At 61.1% G+C, this 20,672-nt stretch carries 19 protein-coding genes; 10 read left to right on the top strand and 9 right to left on the bottom strand.

Going from position 1 to position 20,672, the window contains the following annotated elements; translation table 11 throughout:
* Positions 1–65 precede the first annotated feature (65 nt).
* Positions 66–962, bottom strand: coding sequence for an NAD(P)-dependent oxidoreductase (locus ELQ88_RS08505; RefSeq protein WP_138964569.1), 897 nt, complete (start codon positions 960–962; stop codon positions 66–68).
* A 231-nt stretch (positions 963–1,193) separates the two neighbouring features.
* On the bottom strand, positions 1,194–1,499 hold the full coding sequence (locus ELQ88_RS08500) for a DUF2288 domain-containing protein (RefSeq protein ID WP_128871715.1): 306 nt from the start codon (positions 1,497–1,499) through the stop codon (positions 1,194–1,196).
* Positions 1,500–1,838: 339 nt separating this feature from the next.
* Here ELQ88_RS08500 and ELQ88_RS08495 point away from each other — a divergent pair, with 339 nt between their 5' ends.
* The 5 genes from ELQ88_RS08495 to ELQ88_RS08475 all read left to right on the top strand — a co-directional run bounded on the left by ELQ88_RS08495 (position 1,839) and on the right by ELQ88_RS08475 (position 6,841).
* Positions 1,839–2,966, top strand: a complete 1,128-nt coding sequence (locus ELQ88_RS08495) for a branched-chain amino acid ABC transporter substrate-binding protein (RefSeq protein ID WP_128871716.1) — start codon at positions 1,839–1,841, stop codon at positions 2,964–2,966.
* 232 nt (positions 2,967–3,198) lie between these two features.
* Entirely contained in the window at positions 3,199–4,122 is a 924-nt protein-coding gene (gene livH, locus ELQ88_RS08490) for a high-affinity branched-chain amino acid ABC transporter permease LivH (RefSeq protein WP_138964567.1), read from the top strand.
* Complete coding sequence (locus ELQ88_RS08485; RefSeq protein ID WP_128871718.1) at positions 4,119–5,375, top strand: high-affinity branched-chain amino acid ABC transporter permease LivM; 1,257 nt, start codon at positions 4,119–4,121, stop codon at positions 5,373–5,375. Before livH ends, ELQ88_RS08485 begins: the two co-directional genes overlap by 4 nt.
* On the top strand, positions 5,372–6,139 hold the full coding sequence (gene livG / locus ELQ88_RS08480) for a high-affinity branched-chain amino acid ABC transporter ATP-binding protein LivG (protein ID WP_128871719.1): 768 nt from the start codon (positions 5,372–5,374) through the stop codon (positions 6,137–6,139). Before ELQ88_RS08485 ends, livG begins: the two co-directional genes overlap by 4 nt.
* On the top strand, positions 6,140–6,841 hold the full coding sequence (locus ELQ88_RS08475; protein WP_128871720.1) for an ABC transporter ATP-binding protein: 702 nt from the start codon (positions 6,140–6,142) through the stop codon (positions 6,839–6,841).
* Positions 6,842–7,020: 179 nt separating this feature from the next.
* On the opposite strand, the gene ELQ88_RS08470 is transcribed toward ELQ88_RS08475, so the two are convergent.
* Positions 7,021–7,929 carry a LysR family transcriptional regulator gene (locus ELQ88_RS08470; RefSeq protein WP_138964565.1) on the bottom strand — a complete coding sequence of 303 codons (909 nt, stop codon included), beginning with the start codon at positions 7,927–7,929 and terminating at the stop codon, positions 7,021–7,023.
* Positions 7,930–8,034: 105 nt separating this feature from the next.
* Between ELQ88_RS08470 and ELQ88_RS08465 the strand changes: the two genes are divergently transcribed.
* The 3 genes from ELQ88_RS08465 to ELQ88_RS08455 all read left to right on the top strand — a co-directional run bounded on the left by ELQ88_RS08465 (position 8,035) and on the right by ELQ88_RS08455 (position 11,178).
* Positions 8,035–8,634, top strand: a complete 600-nt coding sequence (locus ELQ88_RS08465) for a short chain dehydrogenase (protein WP_138964563.1) — start codon at positions 8,035–8,037, stop codon at positions 8,632–8,634.
* A 169-nt stretch (positions 8,635–8,803) separates the two neighbouring features.
* Positions 8,804–9,469, top strand: coding sequence for a hypothetical protein (locus tag ELQ88_RS08460; protein WP_128871723.1), 666 nt, complete (start codon positions 8,804–8,806; stop codon positions 9,467–9,469).
* Between the two features lie 95 nt (positions 9,470–9,564).
* Positions 9,565–11,178 carry an NAD(P)/FAD-dependent oxidoreductase gene (locus ELQ88_RS08455; RefSeq protein WP_138964560.1) on the top strand — a complete coding sequence of 538 codons (1,614 nt, stop codon included), beginning with the start codon at positions 9,565–9,567 and terminating at the stop codon, positions 11,176–11,178.
* A gap of 137 nt (positions 11,179–11,315) precedes the next feature.
* Here ELQ88_RS08455 and ELQ88_RS08450 read toward each other — a convergent pair whose 3' ends face one another.
* Positions 11,316–12,410 (bottom strand): PLP-dependent cysteine synthase family protein, encoded by a 1,095-nt coding sequence (locus ELQ88_RS08450; RefSeq protein ID WP_128869533.1) that lies wholly within the window; start codon positions 12,408–12,410, stop codon positions 11,316–11,318.
* Positions 12,411–12,648: 238 nt separating this feature from the next.
* Here ELQ88_RS08450 and nhaA point away from each other — a divergent pair, with 238 nt between their 5' ends.
* Positions 12,649–13,824: a Na+/H+ antiporter NhaA gene (nhaA, locus tag ELQ88_RS08445; RefSeq protein WP_128869532.1), complete on the top strand. Its 1,176-nt coding sequence runs from the start codon at positions 12,649–12,651 to the stop codon at positions 13,822–13,824.
* A 187-nt stretch (positions 13,825–14,011) separates the two neighbouring features.
* Here nhaA and ELQ88_RS08440 read toward each other — a convergent pair whose 3' ends face one another.
* Complete coding sequence (locus ELQ88_RS08440) at positions 14,012–14,476, bottom strand: glycine zipper 2TM domain-containing protein (protein WP_064676178.1); 465 nt, start codon at positions 14,474–14,476, stop codon at positions 14,012–14,014.
* 170 nt (positions 14,477–14,646) lie between these two features.
* On the opposite strand from ELQ88_RS08440, the gene ELQ88_RS08435 reads away from it, so the two are divergent.
* On the top strand, positions 14,647–14,883 hold the full coding sequence (locus ELQ88_RS08435) for a hypothetical protein (protein ID WP_128869531.1): 237 nt from the start codon (positions 14,647–14,649) through the stop codon (positions 14,881–14,883).
* A gap of 5 nt (positions 14,884–14,888) precedes the next feature.
* Here the strand turns inward: ELQ88_RS08435 and pdxH are convergent, their stop codons facing one another.
* From pdxH to ELQ88_RS08415, 4 genes are all read right to left on the bottom strand, one after another.
* Entirely contained in the window at positions 14,889–15,536 is a 648-nt protein-coding gene (pdxH, locus tag ELQ88_RS08430) for a pyridoxamine 5'-phosphate oxidase (RefSeq protein WP_138964558.1), read from the bottom strand.
* 24 nt (positions 15,537–15,560) lie between these two features.
* On the bottom strand, positions 15,561–16,634 hold the full coding sequence (locus tag ELQ88_RS08425; RefSeq protein ID WP_138964556.1) for an OmpA family protein: 1,074 nt from the start codon (positions 16,632–16,634) through the stop codon (positions 15,561–15,563).
* 114 nt (positions 16,635–16,748) lie between these two features.
* Positions 16,749–17,894 (bottom strand): serine hydrolase domain-containing protein, encoded by a 1,146-nt coding sequence (locus ELQ88_RS08420; RefSeq protein WP_138964554.1) that lies wholly within the window; start codon positions 17,892–17,894, stop codon positions 16,749–16,751.
* Between the two features lie 237 nt (positions 17,895–18,131).
* Entirely contained in the window at positions 18,132–20,651 is a 2,520-nt protein-coding gene (locus tag ELQ88_RS08415) for a beta-agarase (protein ID WP_138964552.1), read from the bottom strand.
* Positions 20,652–20,672: the final 21 nt, after the last annotated feature.

The raw sequence follows: 20,672 nt of genomic DNA, 5'->3' as shown, positions 1-20,672 counted from the left end.
GTGGCCCATGCAACGAGTTATTTCCAAAGGCAACGAAATCAACCAACGCAAGCACTTGAGTGCAGTCAGACCTCCGAGCCTGGCTCGCGATACAGCTGCACCAGCGTTGACGGATCCTTTTCCAGAAAGCCCTGGCCCCCATGCAGGCGCATCAGTTGCGCGGCCAAGCCGCTGATGGGCGTGGCGGAGCCCTGTTCACGGGAAAACTGCACGGCGGCGTCGAGGTCCTTGAGCAACGTGCGAACATGCCATTTGACCGGTTCGAAACGACTCTCGGCCATTTGCGGCGCGAGTATCTGCAAGGGCCTGGAGTCGGCGAAACCGCCGGCCAGGGCCTCGGCGATCAGGCGGGCATCGACGCCGGAACGCTCGGCCAACGCCACCACTTCGGCGATCACCAGCGCATTGCAGGCGACAATCATCTGATTGCACGCCTTGGTCACCTGCCCTGCCCCGACGGCGCCCATGTGGGTGACGCGCTGACCAAGGCTCAGCAGCAGCGGCCGAACTCGCTCCAGATCCGCCGCTTCGCCGCCGACCATGATCGCCAGGCTGCCGGCCTCCGCGCCGACCACGCCACCGGACACCGGGGCGTCCAGCCAGCTCATGCCGGTCTGGCTGACCAGCGCTGCCGCCATCTCCCGCGTGGCGGCCGGTTCCAGGCTGGAAAAATCCACCAGCAGTTGGCCGCTTTTCGCACCTTGCGCCACCCCCGCCGCGCCAAAAACCACCTCGCGCACGACTGAAGTGTCCGCCAGGCATAACATCACCACGTCGGCGTGCTGGCACAACTCGGCAGGCGTGGCGACCTGTCGCGCGCCGGCCTCGACCAGCGGCGCGCATTTGGCCGGATTGCGATTCCACACGGTCAACGGATAACCCGCCGCCAGCAGGCGTCGGCACAGGGGCAAGCCCATCAGGCCAATCCCGGCAAATCCAAGCGGCGGCAGGGTTGACATTATTTAGCTTCCTCTTGATTAAAGACCGTCAAATATTGGCCGCGAAACCCATCGTCTCGCTCACAATCAGAAACAATTAAGCAGCCCCAAGGCAGCGCAATAAACTGTTCCCGTTACGCGCACGTCACCCTCGCCAAGACCCTTCTGTGGCCTTTCTTCACGGCAACATGCCATCACGCTACTCACCTACACACTTTTATCCGGCAAAGCAGTGCACCAATAATGTGCGCACTATCAGCTCGTCGCCCTTTCCTGGATCAGAATCCACGGCGAAACGACCACTGCCCACAGCTCGGGATCGCGTTCGAAAAGATCCAGCGCCCGCGTTTCAGACAGCTTGGCGAGCTGGTCGGCGGCCAGCCAGGCAGCCACTTTCTCCCCCTCGTCCGTGGCCACGGCCTCGGCGGCAACGATCAAATCCAGGCCAGGATCGACCCATAACAGGGCACCCTTGGCGAAGAACGGTTCCAGCTCCTTCCAGGTAATAGATGCGGTTTCACCAAGCAGCTTGGCATAGAGGGTGCTAGGTTCTTGAGTCATGGGTCTGTCCGGAAAAGAAATCGTCGTCGTCATCATAACGTCGGTGGTCTGGCAGAAAAACCCGGATGCAATTGAGTGACCGATCGAAAACAGCAGGAAAGCCAAGGATTGCTGATACTTCAGCTATAACCCCCGCCGCGATTCTGTCTTTTTCTTTCAATTAAGCGACACCCTCAGGTTTTGCCCCCTGGCGCCAGCTTCCCAGGCTGACAATCGGCGCTCTACACTGTACCGGTACAGTTGCCGGGGGCATTTCCGGAGGGTATCGAAGATATCTGACCCGGTTCTGCTGCTACGGCGCCAGGACTATAAAAACTACAACAGTAAGAGTGGAGCACTATGACTAAGGCTACTAAGCAGATTTCCAAACTGTTTGCCGCTATGGTTCTGGCCGGGGTGGCCAGCCATTCGTTCGCAGCCGACACCATCAAGATCGGCATCGCCGGCCCTAAAACCGGCCCTGTAGCCCAGTATGGCGACATGCAATTCAGTGGCGCAAAAATGGCCATCGAACAGATCAACGCCAAGGGCGGCGTAGACGGCAAGCAACTCCAGGCCGTTGAATACGATGATGCCTGCGATCCGAAACAAGCCGTGGCAGTGGCCAACAAAGTCGTCAACGACGGCGTCAAGTTCGTCGTCGGTCACCTGTGCTCCAGCTCCACCCAACCGGCTTCGGACATCTACGAAGACGAAGGCGTGATCATGATCACCCCGGCTGCCACCAGCCCGGACATCACTTCCCGTGGTTACAAAATGGTGTTCCGCACCATCGGTCTGGACAGCGCCCAGGGCCCTGCCGCCGGTAACTACATCGCCGACTTCGTAAAACCGAAGATCGTTGCTGTTCTGCACGACAAACAGCAATACGGTGAAGGCATCGCCACCGCCGTTAAACAAACCCTCGAGAAAAAAGGCACCAAGGTTGCCGTGTTCGAAGGCATCAACGCCGGCGACAAGGACTTCTCGTCGATGATCTCCAAGCTCAAGCAAGCCAACGTCGACTTCGTCTACTACGGCGGCTACCACCCGGAGCTGGGCCTGATCCTGCGTCAAGCCAGTGAAAAAGGCCTGAAAGCCAAGTTCATGGGTCCGGAAGGCGTGGGTAACGACTCGATTTCGCAGATCGCCAAGGACGCTTCCGAAGGCCTGCTGGTGACCTTGCCGAAATCCTTCGACCAGGATCCGGCCAACATCGCCCTGGCTGACGCGTTCAAAGCCAAGAAGGAAGACCCGAGCGGTCCGTTCGTGTTCCCGTCCTACTCCGCTGTGACCGTCATCGCTGACGCCATCAAGGCTGCCAAGTCCGAAGACACGGCCAAAGTGGCTGAAGCCATCCACAAAGGCACCTTCAAGACGCCGACCGGCGACCTGAGCTTCGATGACAAGGGCGACCTGAAAGACTTCAAATTCGTGGTTTACGAGTGGCACTTCGGCAAACCAAAAACTGAAGCCAAGCCTCAGTAAGGCGTTGCCTGACTGACTGCCAACAAAGCCCACGGCGTGCCGTGGGCTTTGTTTTACGAACGTATTGGGCCGCGCTGGCGTGATCCGCCAGTCTCCCCACCTGAAAATCTCAAAACCGTCATCAGCGGTTCGCTGGCCAAGCTCGAATTCGAAGTGGGTGCAGATCCATGGGGCTCGAGCGGGAAAATGACTCCACCAGTGAAATGCGTATCAGGTTTTTAGGAGCGCTGTAATGCCTGACATCTATCACTTTTTCCAACAGCTGGTTAATGGTCTGACCATTGGCAGCACGTATGCCCTGATCGCCATCGGCTATACGATGGTTTACGGCATCATTGGAATGATCAACTTCGCCCACGGCGAGGTGTACATGATCGGTTCGTACGTGGCGTTCATCGCCATCGCCGGGCTGACCATGATGGGACTCGACAGTGTTCCGCTGTTGATGACCGCCGCTTTCATCGCAACCATCGTCGTCACCAGTGCCTACGGCTACAGCATCGAACGGATCGCCTACCGCCCCCTGCGCGGCAGCAACCGTCTGATCCCGCTGATTTCCGCCATCGGCATGTCGATCTTCCTGCAGAACACGGTTCTGCTGGCGCAAGACTCCAAGGACAAATCCATCCCCAACCTGATCCCCGGCAACTTTTCTTTCGGGCCAGGTGGCGCACAAGAAGTGCTGATTTCCTACATGCAAATCGTGGTGTTCGTGGTGACTTTCGTCGCCATGCTCGGCCTGACGCTGTTCATCTCCCGCTCTCGCCTGGGTCGCGCCTGCCGCGCCTGTGCCGAAGACATCAAGATGGCCAACCTCCTGGGCATCAACACCAACAACATCATCGCCCTGACCTTCGTCATCGGTGCCGCACTGGCGGCCATCGCGGCCGTGCTGTTGAGCATGCAATACGGCGTGATCAACCCCAACGCCGGTTTCCTCGTCGGCCTCAAGGCCTTCACCGCCGCGGTACTGGGCGGTATCGGCAGCATTCCCGGCGCGATGCTCGGCGGGATCGTGCTGGGGGTGGCGGAAGCTTTCGGTGCCGATATCTTCGGCGACCAGTACAAGGACGTCGTGGCGTTCGGCCTGCTGGTTCTGGTGTTGTTGTTCCGGCCAACCGGCCTGCTGGGCCGTCCGGAGGTTGAGAAAGTATGACTAGGAATCTTAAACAGGCGTTGTTCAGCGCCTTGCTGGTGTGGGCTGTGGCGTATCCGGTACTGGGGCTGAAACTGACTATCGTCGGCATCAACCTCGAAGTCCATGGCACCAGTGACGCCACGCTGATCACCATCGCCGTGTGCTCGGTATTGATGTTCCTGCGGGTGCTGTTCGACCAGCAGATCAGCTCGGCCTGGCGCTCCTCGCCAAGCATGCCGCTGATTCCGGCCAAGGCCAGTCACTTCCTGACCCTGCCGACCACCCAGCGCTGGTTCATCATCGCGTTGATCGCCGGCGCCCTGGTCTGGCCGTTCTTCGGCTCTCGCGGGGCGGTGGATATCGCCACCCTGGTGCTGATCTACGTGATGCTCGGCCTCGGCCTGAACATCGTGGTCGGCCTGGCCGGCCTGCTCGACCTGGGTTACGTGGGCTTCTACGCTGTCGGCGCCTACAGCTATGCGTTGCTGTCGCACTACTACGGCCTGAGCTTCTGGATCTGCCTGCCGATCGCCGGCCTGATGGCGGCCACCTTCGGCTTCCTGCTCGGTTTCCCGGTATTGCGCCTGCGCGGTGACTACCTGGCGATCGTGACCCTGGGCTTCGGTGAAATCATCCGTCTGTTCCTGCGTAACCTGACCGGTCTCACCGGGGGGCCGAACGGCATCAGCAACATCGAGAAGCCAACGTTCTTCGGCCTGACCTTCGAGCGTAAAGCGGCAGAAGGGATGCAGACCTTCCACGAGTACTTCGGCCTGGCCTACAACTCGATCAACAAGGTGATTTTCCTGTACCTGGTTGCGTTGTTCCTCGCGCTGGCCGCGCTGTTCGTCATCAACCGCCTGCTGCGCATGCCGCTGGGTCGCGCCTGGGAAGCGTTGCGTGAAGATGAAATCGCCTGCCGTGCGCTGGGTCTCAATCCTACGGTCATCAAGTTGTCGGCCTTCACCCTGGGCGCCAGCTTCGCCGGTTTCGCCGGCAGCTTCTTCGCTGCGCGCCAGGGCCTGGTAACGCCGGAGTCCTTCACCTTCATCGAGTCGGCGATCATTCTCGCCATCGTGGTATTGGGTGGCATGGGCTCGCAGCTGGGCGTGATCCTGGCCGCCGTGGTGATGATCCTGTTGCCTGAAATGATGCGTGAGTTCAGTGAGTACCGCATGTTGATGTTCGGCGCCTTGATGGTGCTGATGATGATCTGGCGCCCTCAAGGCCTGCTGCCCATGCAACGTCCCCACATGGAGCTGCGCAAATGAGCCGCGAGATCCTGAAAGTCGAAAATCTGAGCATGCGCTTCGGCGGCTTGCTGGCGGTCAATGGCGTGGCCCTGACCGTGAAGGAAAAACAGGTGGTGGCGCTGATCGGCCCTAACGGCGCCGGCAAGACCACCGTCTTCAACTGCCTGACCGGTTTCTACAAACCGAGCGGCGGCAGCATCCTGCTGGACGGCCAGGCGATCGAAGGCTTGCCCGGCCACAAGATCGCCCTCAAAGGCGTGGTGCGCACCTTCCAGAACGTGCGGCTGTTCAAGGACATGACGGCGGTCGAGAACCTGTTGATCGCCCAGCACCGTCACCTGAACACCAACTTCCTGGCCGGCCTGTTCAAAACCCCGGGGTTCCGCAAGAGCGAGCGCGAGGCCATGGAATTTGCCGAGTACTGGCTGGACAAGGTCAACCTCACGGCGTTTGCCAACCGTCCGGCCGGCACCCTGGCCTACGGTCAGCAACGTCGCCTGGAAATCGCTCGCTGCATGATGACCCGCCCGCGGATCCTCATGCTCGACGAACCGGCCGCCGGCCTGAACCCGAAGGAAACCGAGGACCTGAAAGCGCTGATCGGCATGCTGCGTGAAGAGCACAACGTCACCGTGCTGCTGATCGAACACGACATGAAACTGGTCATGAGCATTTCCGACCACATCGTCGTGATCAACCAGGGCACTCCCCTGGCCGACGGCACGCCGGAACAGATCCGCGACAATCCTGAAGTGATCAAAGCCTACCTGGGGGAAGCGTAAATGCTGCAATTCGAAAACGTTTCCACCTTCTACGGCAAGATCCAGGCCTTGCACAGCGTCAACGTGGAAATCCGTCAGGGCGAAATCGTGACGCTGATCGGTGCCAACGGTGCCGGCAAGTCGACCCTGCTGATGACGCTCTGCGGTTCGCCACAGGCCCACAGCGGCAGCATCCGCTACATGGGCGAAGAGCTCGTGGGGCAGACCTCGGCGCAGATCATGCGCAAGAGCATCGCTGTCGTGCCGGAAGGTCGTCGGGTTTTTGCCCGCCTGACCGTGGAAGAAAACCTCGCCATGGGCGGTTTCTTCACCAACAAGAGTGACTATCAGGAACAGATGGACAAGGTTCTCGGACTTTTCCCACGCCTGAAAGAACGCTTTGCCCAGCGCGGCGGCACCATGTCCGGCGGCGAACAGCAAATGCTCGCCATCGGCCGGGCGCTGATGAGCAAGCCCAAGCTGCTGCTGCTCGACGAGCCTTCGCTGGGTCTGGCGCCGATCATCATCCAGCAGATCTTCGACATCATCGAACAGTTGCGCAAGGATGGCGTGACGGTGTTCCTGGTGGAGCAGAACGCCAACCAGGCGTTGAAAATCGCCGATCGCGCGTACGTTCTGGAAAACGGTCGGGTGGTGATGCAAGGCACGGGTGAGGCGTTGCTGACCGATCCTAAAGTGCGCGAAGCGTACCTGGGTGGTTGAGCCTTTGCGGTAACCAAAAAAACGGCCTTCGGGCCGTTTTTTTTATGCCCGCCCCTATTCCGACAACACCGCGAACCCCCTGTAGGAGCTGGCTTTCCAGCGAAGGCGGCGTCACATCCAATGATGATGTCGACTGATCCACCTCTGTTCGCTGGCAAGCCGGCTCCTACAGGGGGTTGTTAGAGCCGGTCCAACGCTTCGCCACTGCGCTTGAACCCGTCGATCAAGTAATCCGCCAGCACCTGGGTGCGTTTGGGCAACCCGCCCTGATAGGGATGCACCAGATACATCGGCATTCTGCGGGTTTGATAATCGCGCAGGAGCCAGCGCAATCGGCCATCAGCCAATTCCGTTTGCAGCAAATAGGAAGGCAAACGCGCAATGCCGGCACCGGCCAGTGCCGCTTTCTTCAGCAGGCTGTAATGGTTGCTGGCGAAGGGGCCGGACACGCGAACCCGCAATAACTCATGTTGCTGATGATAAAGCCACTCTTCGCGGCCGCTGTAATGACTGTTGAGCAGGCAGCGGTGTTCAGCGAGCGCTTGCGGCGTCAACGGTTCGCCGTACTGTTCGAGATAGCCCGGGCTCGCGCAGGTCATCTCGTGCCAGGCCAGCAGGGGTCGGGCGACCAGACGTTCGTCATTGCCCACCTCGGAGCGAACCGCAAGATCGAAACCGTCGCGGGACAGATCACGATAGTCATTGCTCAGGTCGAGCTCGATCTGCACTTCGGGATAGGTGTGAGAAAATTCCAGCAACAAGCCGTCGAAGAAGGTTTCCCCCAGCGATACCGGAACCGTCATACGTACCGGGCCGGCCATATCGTCCTTCAATCGCGCCAACGCCTGACGCGCCCGCTCCACTTGGACGACGAGCGCCTGGGCTTGTGGCAGCAATGCCGCGCCCGCCGCGGTCAGACTGAGGCGGCGCGTCGTCCGTTGCAGCAGCACCACGCCAAACCGCGATTCCAACAGGCTGATGCGCTTGGACAACTGCCCCTTGCTGCAACCCAGTTGCTGCGCCGCCTGGGTGAAACTCCCCGCTTCGATCAAAACCGCGAACGCCGCCAGATCATCCATTTCGCTCATGGATTGTTTCCAATTAAAAACCAAAGGTTGCCTATTAGCGCGCTTATCAATGGAAAAAACCACTCTAGACTGTGGTCTCGTTCAACTCATTCGGGGACCAGCACCATGAAAATTCTTTTGATCGGCGCCGGCGGCACTATCGGTTCAGCCGTCGACAAAGAACTGTCCGAGCGTCACGAGATCATCCGCATCGGCCGTAATAGCGGCGATCTACAGGTCGATATCAGCGACAGCGCCTCGATTCGCCAACTGTTCGAGCAAACCGGCAAGTTCGATGCACTGGTGTGCGCCGCCGGAAACGTGACCTTCGCCCCCTTGAGCGAAATGAGCGAAGACAGCTTTGCCCTGGGCCTGAAGGATAAATTGATGGGGCAGGTCAACCTGCTGCTGATCGGCCGCGAATTCGCCAACGATGGCGCGTCGTTCACGTTCACCACCGGCGTGCTCAGCCATGATCCGATTCGCAGCGGCACCTCGGCAGCCCTGGTCAATGGCGCTATCGACAGCTTCGTCCGTGCCGCCGCGATCGAGTTGCCCCGCGGACTGCGCGTCAACTCGGTGAGCCCCAACGTATTGCTCGAAGCCATGGACAAGTACGCGCCGTACTTCCGCGGTTACAAGCCGGTTCCGGCGGCAGAGGTGGCACTGGCCTACGCCAAAAGCGTAGAAGGCCTGCAAACCGGTCAGACCTTTCACGTCGGCTAGACCAGCACAATCTGTAGGAGCCGGCTTGGCCGCGATGGCGCCCTCAGGATCGCCATCGCCAGCAAGCCGGCTCCTACAGAATGATCGGCGCACCCAAATCAAAAGCCGGCGGGGTTGTGATGAACGGTCAGGCTGAGTAACGTGGCGGCACTTGTCTGGAGAACCAAAGATGCGTGTCGCCCGTTCCTTAGTCCTTGTTGCCCTGCTTCCTCTGTTCGCCGCGTGCCAGTTGCTCGATGGATCGCGTGAAAGCACCTCCTCCGCGGGACAAACCCGCATGCAGGGCCAGTTGACGGCGGCCGACGGCAAGCTGTTGTTCCAGCCGTGCAATGAGCAGCGCAGTTACGTGGTCAACGACACCGGCGGCACCAGCGTCCTGCAAGAGGCCGCCACGCTGGCCGATGCCCGGGGCAAGTTGTTCGCCGACGTGCGTGGCCGGATCGTTGCCGATGGCGCCAATAACCGACTCGATCTGCAGCAGCTGTACCGCGTCGAGCGTTCGGGCACCGCCTGTGACGATCCCGACTTCAAAAAGTTGATCCTGCGTGCTGCCGGCCACGGTCCCGAATGGAACGTTAAAGTCAGCGCCAAAGGCATGATCATCGACCGCGCCGGTCAGCCGCCATTGGCGGTGCCGTACGTTGAAGAGCAACTGGGCGATGGCCGCTTCAACCTCAGCACCGAAGCCAATAAGCAGCACATCGAGCTGTGGGTCGCGCCGCAACGTTGCGTCGACAGCAAGACCGGCAGCGTCCAGCACATGAGCGCGGAGCTGCGCATCAATGGCCAGGTTCAGCGCGGCTGCGGGTATTTCGGCGGATCCCGGGACGACTGATCGTTTAAGCCTCACTGGAATGCGCCTTTGGGGCTTATAATCACCGGTTTCATACGCCTTGGCGCAGTTGTGCGCCCCGCGAACCGGATCCCGTCATGTTACGAATCACCGAACTCAAGCTGCCGATCGACCATCCCGATGAAGACCTGCGCCCTGCCATCGTGCAGCGCCTGGGGATCGCCAGTGATGACCTGCTCGATTACACCTTGTTCAAGCGCAGCTACGATGCGCGCAAAAAGTCCTCCGAACTGTGCTTCATCTACACCATCGACCTCAACGTTCGCGATGAGGCGGCGGTGCTGCACACGTTCGCCGATGACCGTAACGTCAACGTGGCGCCGGATGTCAGCTACAAACCGGTGGGCCAGGCGCCGGCTGATCTGCAGCAGCGCCCGATTGTCGTAGGCTTCGGTCCGTGCGGGATTTTTGCCGGGCTGTTGCTCGCCCAAATGGGCTTCAAGCCGATTATCCTCGAGCGCGGCACCGAAGTGCGCCAGCGCACCAAGGATACCTGGGGCCTGTGGCGCAAGAGCGTGCTCAACCCCGAGTCCAACGTGCAGTTCGGCGAGGGCGGCGCGGGGACGTTCTCCGATGGCAAGCTCTACAGCCAGATCAAGGATCCGAAGTTCATCGGGCGCAAAGTCCTGCACGAGTTCGTCAAGGCCGGTGCGCCGGACGAAATCCTCTACGTCAGCAAACCGCATATCGGTACGTTCCGTCTGACCGGTGTAGTGGAAAACATGCGTGAGCAAATTCGCGCCCTCGGCGGCGAAGTGCGCTTCCAGCAGCGAGTGACTGACGTCTTGATCGAGGATGGCCAACTGGTCGGCGTCGAACTCAACGGCGGCGAGCAGATCCATTCGAAACATGTGATTCTGGCGCTCGGCCACAGCGCCCGGGACACTTTCCGCATGCTTCACGCCCGTGGTGTGTTCATGGAAGCCAAGCCGTTCTCGGTGGGTTTCCGCATCGAACACCCACAGTCGCTGATCGACCGCGCGCGCCTGGGCAAGTACGCCGGCCACCCGAAACTCGGGGCCGCCGACTACAAACTGGTGCACCACGCCAGCAATGGACGTTCGGTCTACAGCTTCTGCATGTGCCCGGGCGGCACCGTGGTGGCGGCGACCTCCGAGCCGGGGCGCGTGGTCACCAACGGCATGAGCCAGTACTCGCGCAACGAGCGCAACGCCAACTCCGGGATCGTTGTCGGCATCACCCCGGAAGTCGATTATCCGGGTGGCCCGCTGGCCGGGATCGAGCTGCAGGAGCGTCTGGAATCCCATGCCTTTGTGCTGGGCGGCAGCAACTACGAAGCGCCGGCGCAACTGGTCGGCGACTTCATTGCCGGCAAGCCGTCCACCGAGTTGGGCAGTGTCGAACCGTCCTACAAGCCGGGGGTTGCCTTGGGTGACCTGGCGCTGGCGTTGCCGGCGTTTGCCATCGAAGCCATCCGCGAAGCCTTGCCGGCGTTCGAGAAGCAGATCCGTGGTTACTCGCTGCACGACGCGGTGTTGACCGGGATCGAAACGCGCACCTCGTCGCCGCTGCGGATTACCCGGAACGAGTCGATGCAGAGCCTGAACGTGAAAGGCCTGTTTCCGGCGGGTGAAGGCGCGGGTTATGCGGGCGGGATTTTGTCGGCGGGTGTCGATGGGATTCGGATTGCGGAAGCGGTAGCGCGGGATATCCTCGGCCTCGAGGACTAACCCCGGCCCCCCTGTAGGAGCGAGCTTGCTCGCGATGGTCTCAAGGGCAACGCGTTCATTCAGAAAAAACGCGTTATCGTTAACGTCCATCGCGAGCAAGCTCGCTCCTACAGGGGTTCATCAGTGTTTGCAGGAACTCAGATATTGGCGCGCAACACCGTCGCCGGCAGCGGCTCCCCGCGCTCGACACTCGCCGCCACCGCGGCCATTAAACCACTCAGCTCATACCCCTGGGCCTTGAGCCAATCCTGATCGTAATAGGTGGTCGCATAACGCTCGCCGCCATCACACAGAATCGCCACGATCGACCCCGACTCCCCCGCCTCTGCCATCTGCCGGGCCGCCATCAAGGCGCCGATCAGATTGGTCCCGCTGGACCCGCCCACTCGCCGTCCCAAATGCTGCGCCAGGTAATGCATGGCCGCCAGTGACAGGGCGTCCGGCACTTTGACCATTGCATCGATCACCTTGGGCAGAAACGACGCTTCCACCCGGGGCCGACCAATGCCCTCGATTCGCGAACCATGATCCAGGCGCAGGCTGGCATCGCCCGTCAGGTAGTAATCGAAAAACACCGAACGCTCGGCATCGGCGCAGAGCACGCGGGTGCAATGCTGCCGGTAACGTACGTAACGGCCGAGGGTCGCCGTGGTGCCGCCCGTACCGGGGCTGGAAATCAGCCAGCTCGGTTCGGGGTGCTGTTCGAAACGCATCTGCTGGAAGATCGATTCGGCGATGTTGTTGTTTGCCCGCCAGTCAGTGGCGCGCTCGGCGTAGGTGAACTGATCGATGAAATGCCCGTCGTGCTCACGTGCCAGACGTTCGGATTCGGCATAGATCTGCGTCGGATCATCGACCAGATGACTCTTGCCGCCGTAGAACCCGATCTGCTCGATCTTTTCCCTGGAGGTGGTCGCGGGCATCACTGCGATGAACGGCAATCCCAGCAAACGGGCGAAATACGCTTCGGAAATCGCCGTCGAACCGCTGGATGCCTCGATCACCGGTGCACCGGGCTTGAGCCAGCCATTACACAGCGCATAGAGGAACAACGAGCGCGCCAAGCGGTGTTTCAGGCTACCGGTAGGATGGCTGGACTCGTCCTTGAAATACAACTCGATGCCCGCAAAACCCGGCAGCGGCAAGGGGATCAGGTGGGTGTCGGCACTGCGCTGGAAATCGGCTTCGATAATCCGGATGGCTTCGCGGGCCCACTGTCGGTTGTCGCTCATGGTGGTTTTCTCGGTGAGTCGGCCTTTTTCAAGGCTCAGCTGACAAGCTTAGGAAGAATCCTACATCACGCACAGATACAGCTGAGGTTCAATACGCCCGGTAACTGCTAGGCTCAGCTCCGTGTCGACTAGCAGCCTTGTAACGCTATATAACAAAAAAGAATATAACTTTTGTTTTAACAACTAACGGTACGGGTTAGGGTGTGCCACCTTTTGACCTCATCAATGGAGAGTGACCTTGCCTCTGCGTAGCACTTTCACGCGTTTCTTTCAATTGGAAGCTGCCAGCGGTCTGTTATTGATCGCCGCTGCAGCCCTGGCTCTGATCATCAACAACTCCCCGCTGTCGTGGCTCTACAACGGCCTGCTGGACACCCCCGTGGTCGCCCAGATCGGCGCGCTGAAAATCGCCAAGCCCTTGCTGCTATGGATCAACGACGGTCTGATGGCCTTGTTCTTTCTGCTGATCGGCCTGGAAGTGAAGCGTGAAGTGCTCGACGGCCAGTTGTCGAAACCTTCGCAGATCGTCCTGCCCGGCGCGGCCGCCATTGGCGGCATGGTGGTGCCGGCGCTGATCTACTGGTTTCTCAACCGGGATAACCCGCCAGCCCTCAGCGGCTGGGCCATTCCGATGGCCACCGACATCGCCTTCGCCCTCGGCGTGCTCGCCCTGCTGGGCAAGCGGGTGCCGGTGTCGCTGAAACTGTTCCTGATGACCCTGGCGATCATCGACGACCTTGGCGCCATCATCGTCATCGCGATCTTCTATTCGGGTGCGCTGTCGACGCTGTCGCTGGCGCTGGCGGCCGCCTGCATCGTGGCGCTGATCGCGATGAACCGGCTCGGCGTGGTCAAGCTCGGGCCGTACATGATCATCGGTCTGATCCTGTGGGTCTGCGTCCTCAAGAGTGGTGTGCACGCCACCCTGGCCGGCGTGACTCTGGCCTTCTGCATTCCGCTTCGCACCAGGAATGCCGAGCCTTCGCCGCTGCTGACCCTGGAACATGCCCTGCATCCCTGGGTGGCCTACGGCATCCTGCCGCTGTTCGCCTTCGCCAACGCCGGCCTGTCCCTCAGCGGGGTTACCGTCGAAAGCTTCACCCACGATGTACCGATGGGCATTGCGGTTGGCCTGTTGCTGGGCAAGATGCTCGGTGTGTTCGGCCTGACCTGGCTGGCGGTGAAAATCGGCATCGCCGCCCTGCCCCAAGGCGCCAACTGGGGTCAAGTACTGGGCGTGGCGATCCTCTGCGGCATCGGGTTCACCATGAGCTTGTTTGTCGGCTCCCTGGCGTTTGTGCCAGGCGCCAGCGAATACGCCGGGATGGATCGAATGGGGATTTTGACCGGCTCGATACTGGCGGCGGTGATCGGGTACGCGGTGACGGCGCTGGCGAGTCGCAAGAGAAGCTGATCCGGGCGTACACGAATCCTAAGTCCAACAAAGATCCACTGTAGGAGCTGGCTTGCCAGCGAAGGCGGCCTTAAGTCTTGCATCGCCTATGAAAACGCCTTCGCTGGCAAGCCAGCTCCTACAGGTGGCATCGAAAAAAAACCCCGACCAGTTCACCTGATCGGGGTTTTCTTTTGCGTTATTCCGCTTAGTGCGAAACGCGGCTCGTGCCATCCACCGTGGCAATCCGCACACGTTCGCCGACACGGAACACTTCGTTTTCCTGAACCTGTTGCACGTAGGCACGCATGCTGCCGTCGTCTTCACGGACGGTGATTTCCACGCCCTGGGTGCGGGTCAGGCCTTCTTCGGTAGCGGAACCGAGCAGACCGCCAGCAACGGCACCGATGACGGCTGCGACGATGCTGCCGCGACCGCCGCCGATGGCGCTACCGCCGACACCGCCCACGACTGCGCCCGCGGCACCGCCGATCGGGGTCTTGGTACCTTCGATTTTTACCGGACGCAATGCTTCAATGGTGCCCATCCGAATCGTCTGTACACGACGCGCTTCGTCACGGGAGTAGGAGTCACCGGTCAGGTTCGATTGGCAGCCAGTGAGCAACATCGCCATGGTGGAAAATGAAGCAACCAACAGAACAGACTTACGCATAGCATCAACTCCAAAAAGACAGGTATTCATTAAACTCCGCAGCTTGACGCCTGTCACGGCATCGCCTGGATAAAATTGGTTTCATTCAGTTCCGGTACAGACGCCCCTCGCGAACTCACCACACAGTAGCGGCAAATTCCGGGAATTGCCCCGCTGACTCAAGGATTGTCATGGATTATTTCATCATTGTCGTCACCACTGTCGCCGGCCTGTACTTCCACGGGTGGCTGTACGTGCGGATCAAGCGCTGGATGGACCGCGACCTGGCGTTGGCCCTGGCGGGTAGCGATGAGCACAAGAAAGCCTTCATGCTGCAGCAATTGGCCAATGCTCAGGCGCAGAAGATCAAGCGTCGGGACCTGCCCCAGTGGCTGGAAGCCGCTGCGGCAGACTATCCCGGTCGGTAGACTGCTCAGGGTGCCAGACGTTCAAGAATCCAGTCGGCGCCCTGTACACGGTAGTTGAGGCGATCGTGCAGGCGGCTCGGACGGCCCTGCCAGAATTCGATGCGCTCAGGCAGCAGACGATAACCGCCCCAATGCTCGGGGCAGTGCGGCTGAGTGTCGCTGAAGCGTTGCTCGGTATTCTTGAGCAACGCTTGCAGCTCGTCACGCCCGGCAATCACCCGACTTTGCGGTGAAGCCCAGGCACCGAGTCGGCTGCCCAGCGGCCGGACTTGATAGTAGGCATCGGATTCCTCGGGCGTGACCTTCACCACCCGCCCTTCGATGCGCACCTGGCGCTCCAGGGCCGGCCAGAAAAAGGTCATGGCGGCGAACGGATTCGCCGCCAGGTGCTGACCCTTGGCACTGTCGTAGTTGGTGAAGAAAGTGAAGCCCTGCTCGTCCAGCCCCTTGAGCAGCAAAATGCGGCAATGCGGTCGACCGTCCTGATCGACGGTGGCCAGAGTCATGGCGTTGGCTTCCACCGGCGCCTGTTCGGTTTTCACCGCGTCGGCGAACCACTGATGGAACAGCGCGAACGGCTCGGCCGGGGCTTGCGCCTCGGTCAGGCCGTCCCGGGTATAGTCGCGACGCATATCAGCCAGGCCCTGGGTCATGGCGCATTCCTTTTGGTTAACGAATCACTTTTTTGCAGCATCGGCAGCGGCGACTTTTTTGTCGGTGGCTGCGGCTTTGGCCGGCGTGGTCTTTTTCGCCGGAGTCTTGGCCGGTGCTTTCTTGGCTGGCGCCTTGGCAGCTTTCTTGGCAGGTGCCTTTTTCGCTGCCGGGACATCGGCTTTCTTCGCGGCTGGCGCAGGCGTGACCGGCGCGGCTACTGGCTTGACGTCCTGGGCTGCAACCAGGCGCATTGGCGCCGGCGCTGGCATGTTGTACTTGCTCAACAGCGCCACCATGGTGTTCTGCGGGGTCACCAGCAGTTCCACGCGACGGTTCAAGGCACGGCCTTCATTGCTGTCGTTGGCAGCACGCGGGGCTTCGCCGCCCATGCCGCGCAGCATCAGGCGATCACGCTGCAAGCCGCTGAGACGGAAAATCGCGGCCACGGATTGGGCACGCTCCTGGCTCAGTTTCACGTTGGCCGGTGCCGCGCCCGACGTATCGCTGTGACCGAGTACCAGCACGGCAGTCTTCGGATCGACTTCGAGGATTTTTGCAACGCGAGTGAAGGGACCGAGGGTCACAGGCAGCAGCATGGCCGGACGGTCAGGGTTGAACGAACCTTCTACCGGCGCGATGACCACCAGCACGTTTTCACGACGCTCGAGTTGCAGGTTGCTGTCCTTGATCGCCGTGCGCAGGCGTGGTTCGTAGTCGTCGAGCCAGGCCTGGGTGACTTTCGGGTCAGGCATCGGCACGACTTTGGCGGTGCTTTGGTCCTTGCCACCGAACGGCCACCACCACTTGCCCCCTGCATCGGCTTGCGCCTTGGCCACTTCGACAGGTTTGGCTTGCGGTTTTTTGTCCTGCACCTCTTCGGCGCCGAACGGCCAGTACCACGGGCTGGCGCTTTCAGCCTTGGCCACCGGCGCGGTTGCGGCAGGTTTCAGCGGTGCCGGGGCTGAATCTTTGGCGGCGACTTTGTCGGATGAGCCGAACGGCCACCAGCTGCTGCCATCCGAGTCATTTTGTGGGGTTTGTGCGCAACCGGTGATGGCGAAGCACAGGGCCAAGGCGAAGGTTTTATTGGATGACATTGGATTTCCACAAAATGAAGTAATGATAAAATCAGGCCGGATCAACCCGGACAAACAGACGCTTTGAAAACATAAAGGCCTTTGGGTTCCGGCCCTGGAACCTTTGGGCAGGTTTTACAGACAAGTGGCCAGTACCCGCACCAGCTTTTGCGCCCTGGGATCCATCAAGACGTACGGCCCCAGGGTGTTTGTCACAAAACCGAAGGCCACGTCGTATTCCGGATCGGCAAAACCGATGGAACCGCCCGCACCCGGATGGCCGAAGGCGCGAGGGCCAAGGCCGTAGGTCGCGTTGGCGACGTCCGGTTGATCAAGCATGCAACCCAGGCCGAAACGGGTCCGGGTCAGTAAAGTCTTGTCTTCGCCGAGGCTGTGTTCGCGGGTCAGCTCGTCGAGCATGTCGCTTTCCAGCAGGCTGCCATCCAGCAGGCCGGCGTAGAACCCGGCCAGGCTGCGGGCATTGCCGTGGCCATTGGCGGCCGGCTGCTGCATCCGGCGCCATTCCGGCTTGTTGGTGCTGGTCATGATCGACGGCGGGTTGGTGAACGCCCGCGTGCTCATGGCCGTCGGTTCGCGCATCGTCACTTGTAGCAGACGCTGGGCCGCCGCATCGCCGACGTTGCCCTTGCCACGGGCGATGTGCGCCACGCGGTGGAATTCTTCGTCCGCCAGGCCGACATGGAAATCCAGCCCCAGCGGCTTGGCAACGCGGGCCACAATGGACTCGCCCGGTCCTCGACCGTCGGCACGCCGCAGCAGCTCGCCGACCAGCCAGCCATAGGTGATCGCGGCGTAACCGTGACCTTCCCCTGGCGTCCACCAGGGCGTTTCGGCGGCCAGGGCATCGACCATGGTGTGCCAGTCGTACAGCGCTTCGGGCGCCAAGGGTTCGCGCAGCGCCGGCAGGCCGGCCTGGTGGCAGAGCAACTGGCGCAGGGTCACGGACCCTTTGCCGGCGGCGGCGAACTCGGGCCAGTAGCGGGCAACCGGAACATCCAGTTGCAGCTTGCCTTCGGCCACCAGTTGCAGGGCGGTCACGGCGGTGAAGGTCTTGGTGCAGGAGAACAGGTTGGCGAGGGTGTCGCTGTGCCAGGCTTCGCAGCCATCCTTGTCGGCGCTGCCCGCCCAAAGATCGACCACGGTTTCACCGCCGACCTGGATGCACAGCGCGCCGCCACGTTCCTGGGGATCGTCGAACAACGCCGCGAATGCTTCACGCACCGCTTCGAACTTTAGATCGTAATAACCCTGAATCAGCACCCGCAACTCCCCTGGATAAACGCACTACAACGTGGCCCGCATTGTTCCAGCCATTGAGGCTTTTGGGAACAGGGGCGGGCCGGGCGGTCGGACGCCCGTGGAATGGATCGGACATTCATGGCGTCCTCTCGGACGCCTTCGCGAGCAAGCTCGCTCCTACATTGGATCTGCGTCACACCAAAGATCCCCCTGTAGGAGCTGGCTTGCCAGCGAAGAACGATAACGCGGTCTCAGCCCCTAGTGGCCATCAGCCGAATGCCCACCCGCCTGGCCAGCGCCCTGCCCCGGACCCTTGCCGGCGTCGCCTTGCCTGCCGCCCGCGGCATCATGGCTGGCTTTCTCCGCTTTGGCTTTGCCCTTCCCGGCCTCTTTACTCCATTGATCGACCATCGCCAGATTGCTCTTGCGCACACTGTCGACGAACCCCTGGAACGGCAGGTCGGTGATACCCACCAGGCCAAAGTGCCCGTTCTCACCATCCTGCAGACGCCCGGTCACCGGTTGATCGAGGTACTGGAACCAATGCACCCCGACAATCGACGGTTCGTTCATCGCCTGTTTGAGGAAGTTCGCGTAGGCCGGCCCACGGTCCTCTTCTTTGGCCAATTGCGTCACGCCCCCCCAGAACGGGCCCCGATCCGCGGAGCCGAAGTTGAACTCGGTGATCAGCACCGGTTTGTCCAGGCTGCGCAGCGCGGCGAAGTCATAGCCGTCCTGCGGTTGCAGGGTGTACATGTTGAAACTCAACACGTCGCAATACTGGGCGCAGGACGCCACGGCTTCCGGCGTGCTGATGGCGAAGCGGCCGCCCAGCAACAGCTGATTCGGCGCATGCCACTTCAGCGAGTCGGAGATGGTCTTGAAGTAGGTGTCGGCGAAGACCTTCTGGAAGTATTTGAAGTCGGCTTCGATTTCCGGGTATTCAGCGCTCGGCAGTGGCGGCACGAAGCCCGGGTCTTCCATCAATTCCCAGGCGGGCAGGTCGATGCCCCAGGCTTTGGACAGGCCAGCCTGGTTGCGGTATTTGTCCCGCAGTTGCTTGAGGAACGCGCGTTTGGCCGGCACGTCGGTGGTCATTTTCAAGGTGCCGTAGGCCAGTGCGTAACGGGCTTTCGGGTCGTCGCCGGGACCGGCCCAGGCCAGTTCGTTATCGGCGAAGTAGCCGATCAGCCACGGATCGTCCCGATGGTCGCGGGCAGCGATGGCCACGGCACGTTCGGTGGCCATGGCGAATCGCGGGTCGAACGGGTCGGGCATGCCGCCCCACCAGTCGTTACCGGTGCTGATACTGGCGTAATCGCCGACGATCGACAGCGGCAAGGTGTATGGCATGCGGTCAGCGTTGGCCAGTACCGGAGCGCTCCAGTTACCGACGGTGTTGAAACCCCAGGCTTGCAGACGATCAAGCGCATGGCTGGCCCATTGCTTTTCATCGACCAGCGCTTTGCAGGGTTGGGCGACGGCTGCTTTTTCAATAGTGGCTTCGACGGCGTCGGCCTTGGCCGCTTCGGCAACTCCGGCCTTGGACTCGGTAGCCACGGGTGCGGCAAGTTGCCCGGCGCCCTTCTCGACCGTCGCCTCGACGGCGTCGGCCTTGGCCGCTTCGGCAACCCCGGCCTTGGTGTCGCTGCCCAGGGCACACGGTTCGCCATACAGGCGCTGCAGGTTGGCCCCATAGAAGTCGTACCAGCGACCGGCGTTATAGCCACGGCCTTGATCGGCACCATTGCCGCCGCGGTTATCGCCTTCACCATAGTGACTGGCCAGCAGTTCGTCGGGCTTGGGCAGGGATTCGAACATCCACTCGCGTCCGGCGATGTAGGTCCGATTGACGTCCGGGGTCATGGTGTTGACCCCTAGCGAGTAGAACGGATGCCCTTCGGGCGTCACCAGGTACCAGCGACCGTCACGTTTCTCAGTGCGGAAAAAGCCACTGGCCTTGAAGGCCGGGCCTTTGTCCCAGCCTCCGAAGGTGTCCAACGACGATTTCCGAAGCTCGGCCAGCCAGGTTTTCAGCTGTTGCTGTTCTTTGGCCGCAGCGCTTTTGAGTTGTTCGTCGTTGCCGATCTTCTCTGGCCATTTGGCGCGAGTGGACTGCCCGTAAGCGTCCACCAGACCGCCATAGGCCGCTTTGGTCACCGCGTCGCCTTCCTGCACGCCGAAGCGCTCGAGCAGGATGCTCTGGGCGACTTTCGGCTGATCCATCGACAAGGTCACCGACACCACCTGGCTGCGCTCCAGCTCGCCCGCGCTGCTGGCCAGCAATACGCGCTGACCGTCAAAGGTCATCGGCATCGGCGGCCCGGCTTTCATGCCCAGGCTCAAGGGCGTAAACGGCTGCAGCGGCACGAGCAAGGTTTGCGCAGGGCCGGCCGGCAGATCGACTCGACTGACCAGGATCTTGCCGTCATTGCTCTGGATCTTGACGTACAGGGTCACGGCCCAATTCATCGCGCTTTGAATCCGCAGGCTCATGAAACCCGACTGCGACCAGTCCCAGGCACCGGTTTGCGGGCTCAGGCGCAAGGTGGGCTGCGCCACCGGGTTGAACGTCACCCGCCGCAACACTTCGCCTTCGGCCGTTTGTTCGGCGTTGGATTGCGGCAGGCTGGCGTCCTGAGTCGCCACTTGGACCACGTCGGCGGGGCGCACAAAGTTGAACAGCGTCTGCTGGCCGGCAGGCGCCGCCAACACAGGGGCTGCAAACATCAGGGCAAACACGGAAGGTAACGAACGGCGCAGCGAACGGCGAATCATGAGAACGAAATTCTCCCTAAC

It is taken from the genome of Pseudomonas sp. MPC6 (assembly GCF_006094435.1).
GTDB lineage: Bacteria > Pseudomonadota > Gammaproteobacteria > Pseudomonadales > Pseudomonadaceae > Aquipseudomonas.
This window is presented reverse-complemented; position numbering and strand designations above follow the sequence as displayed.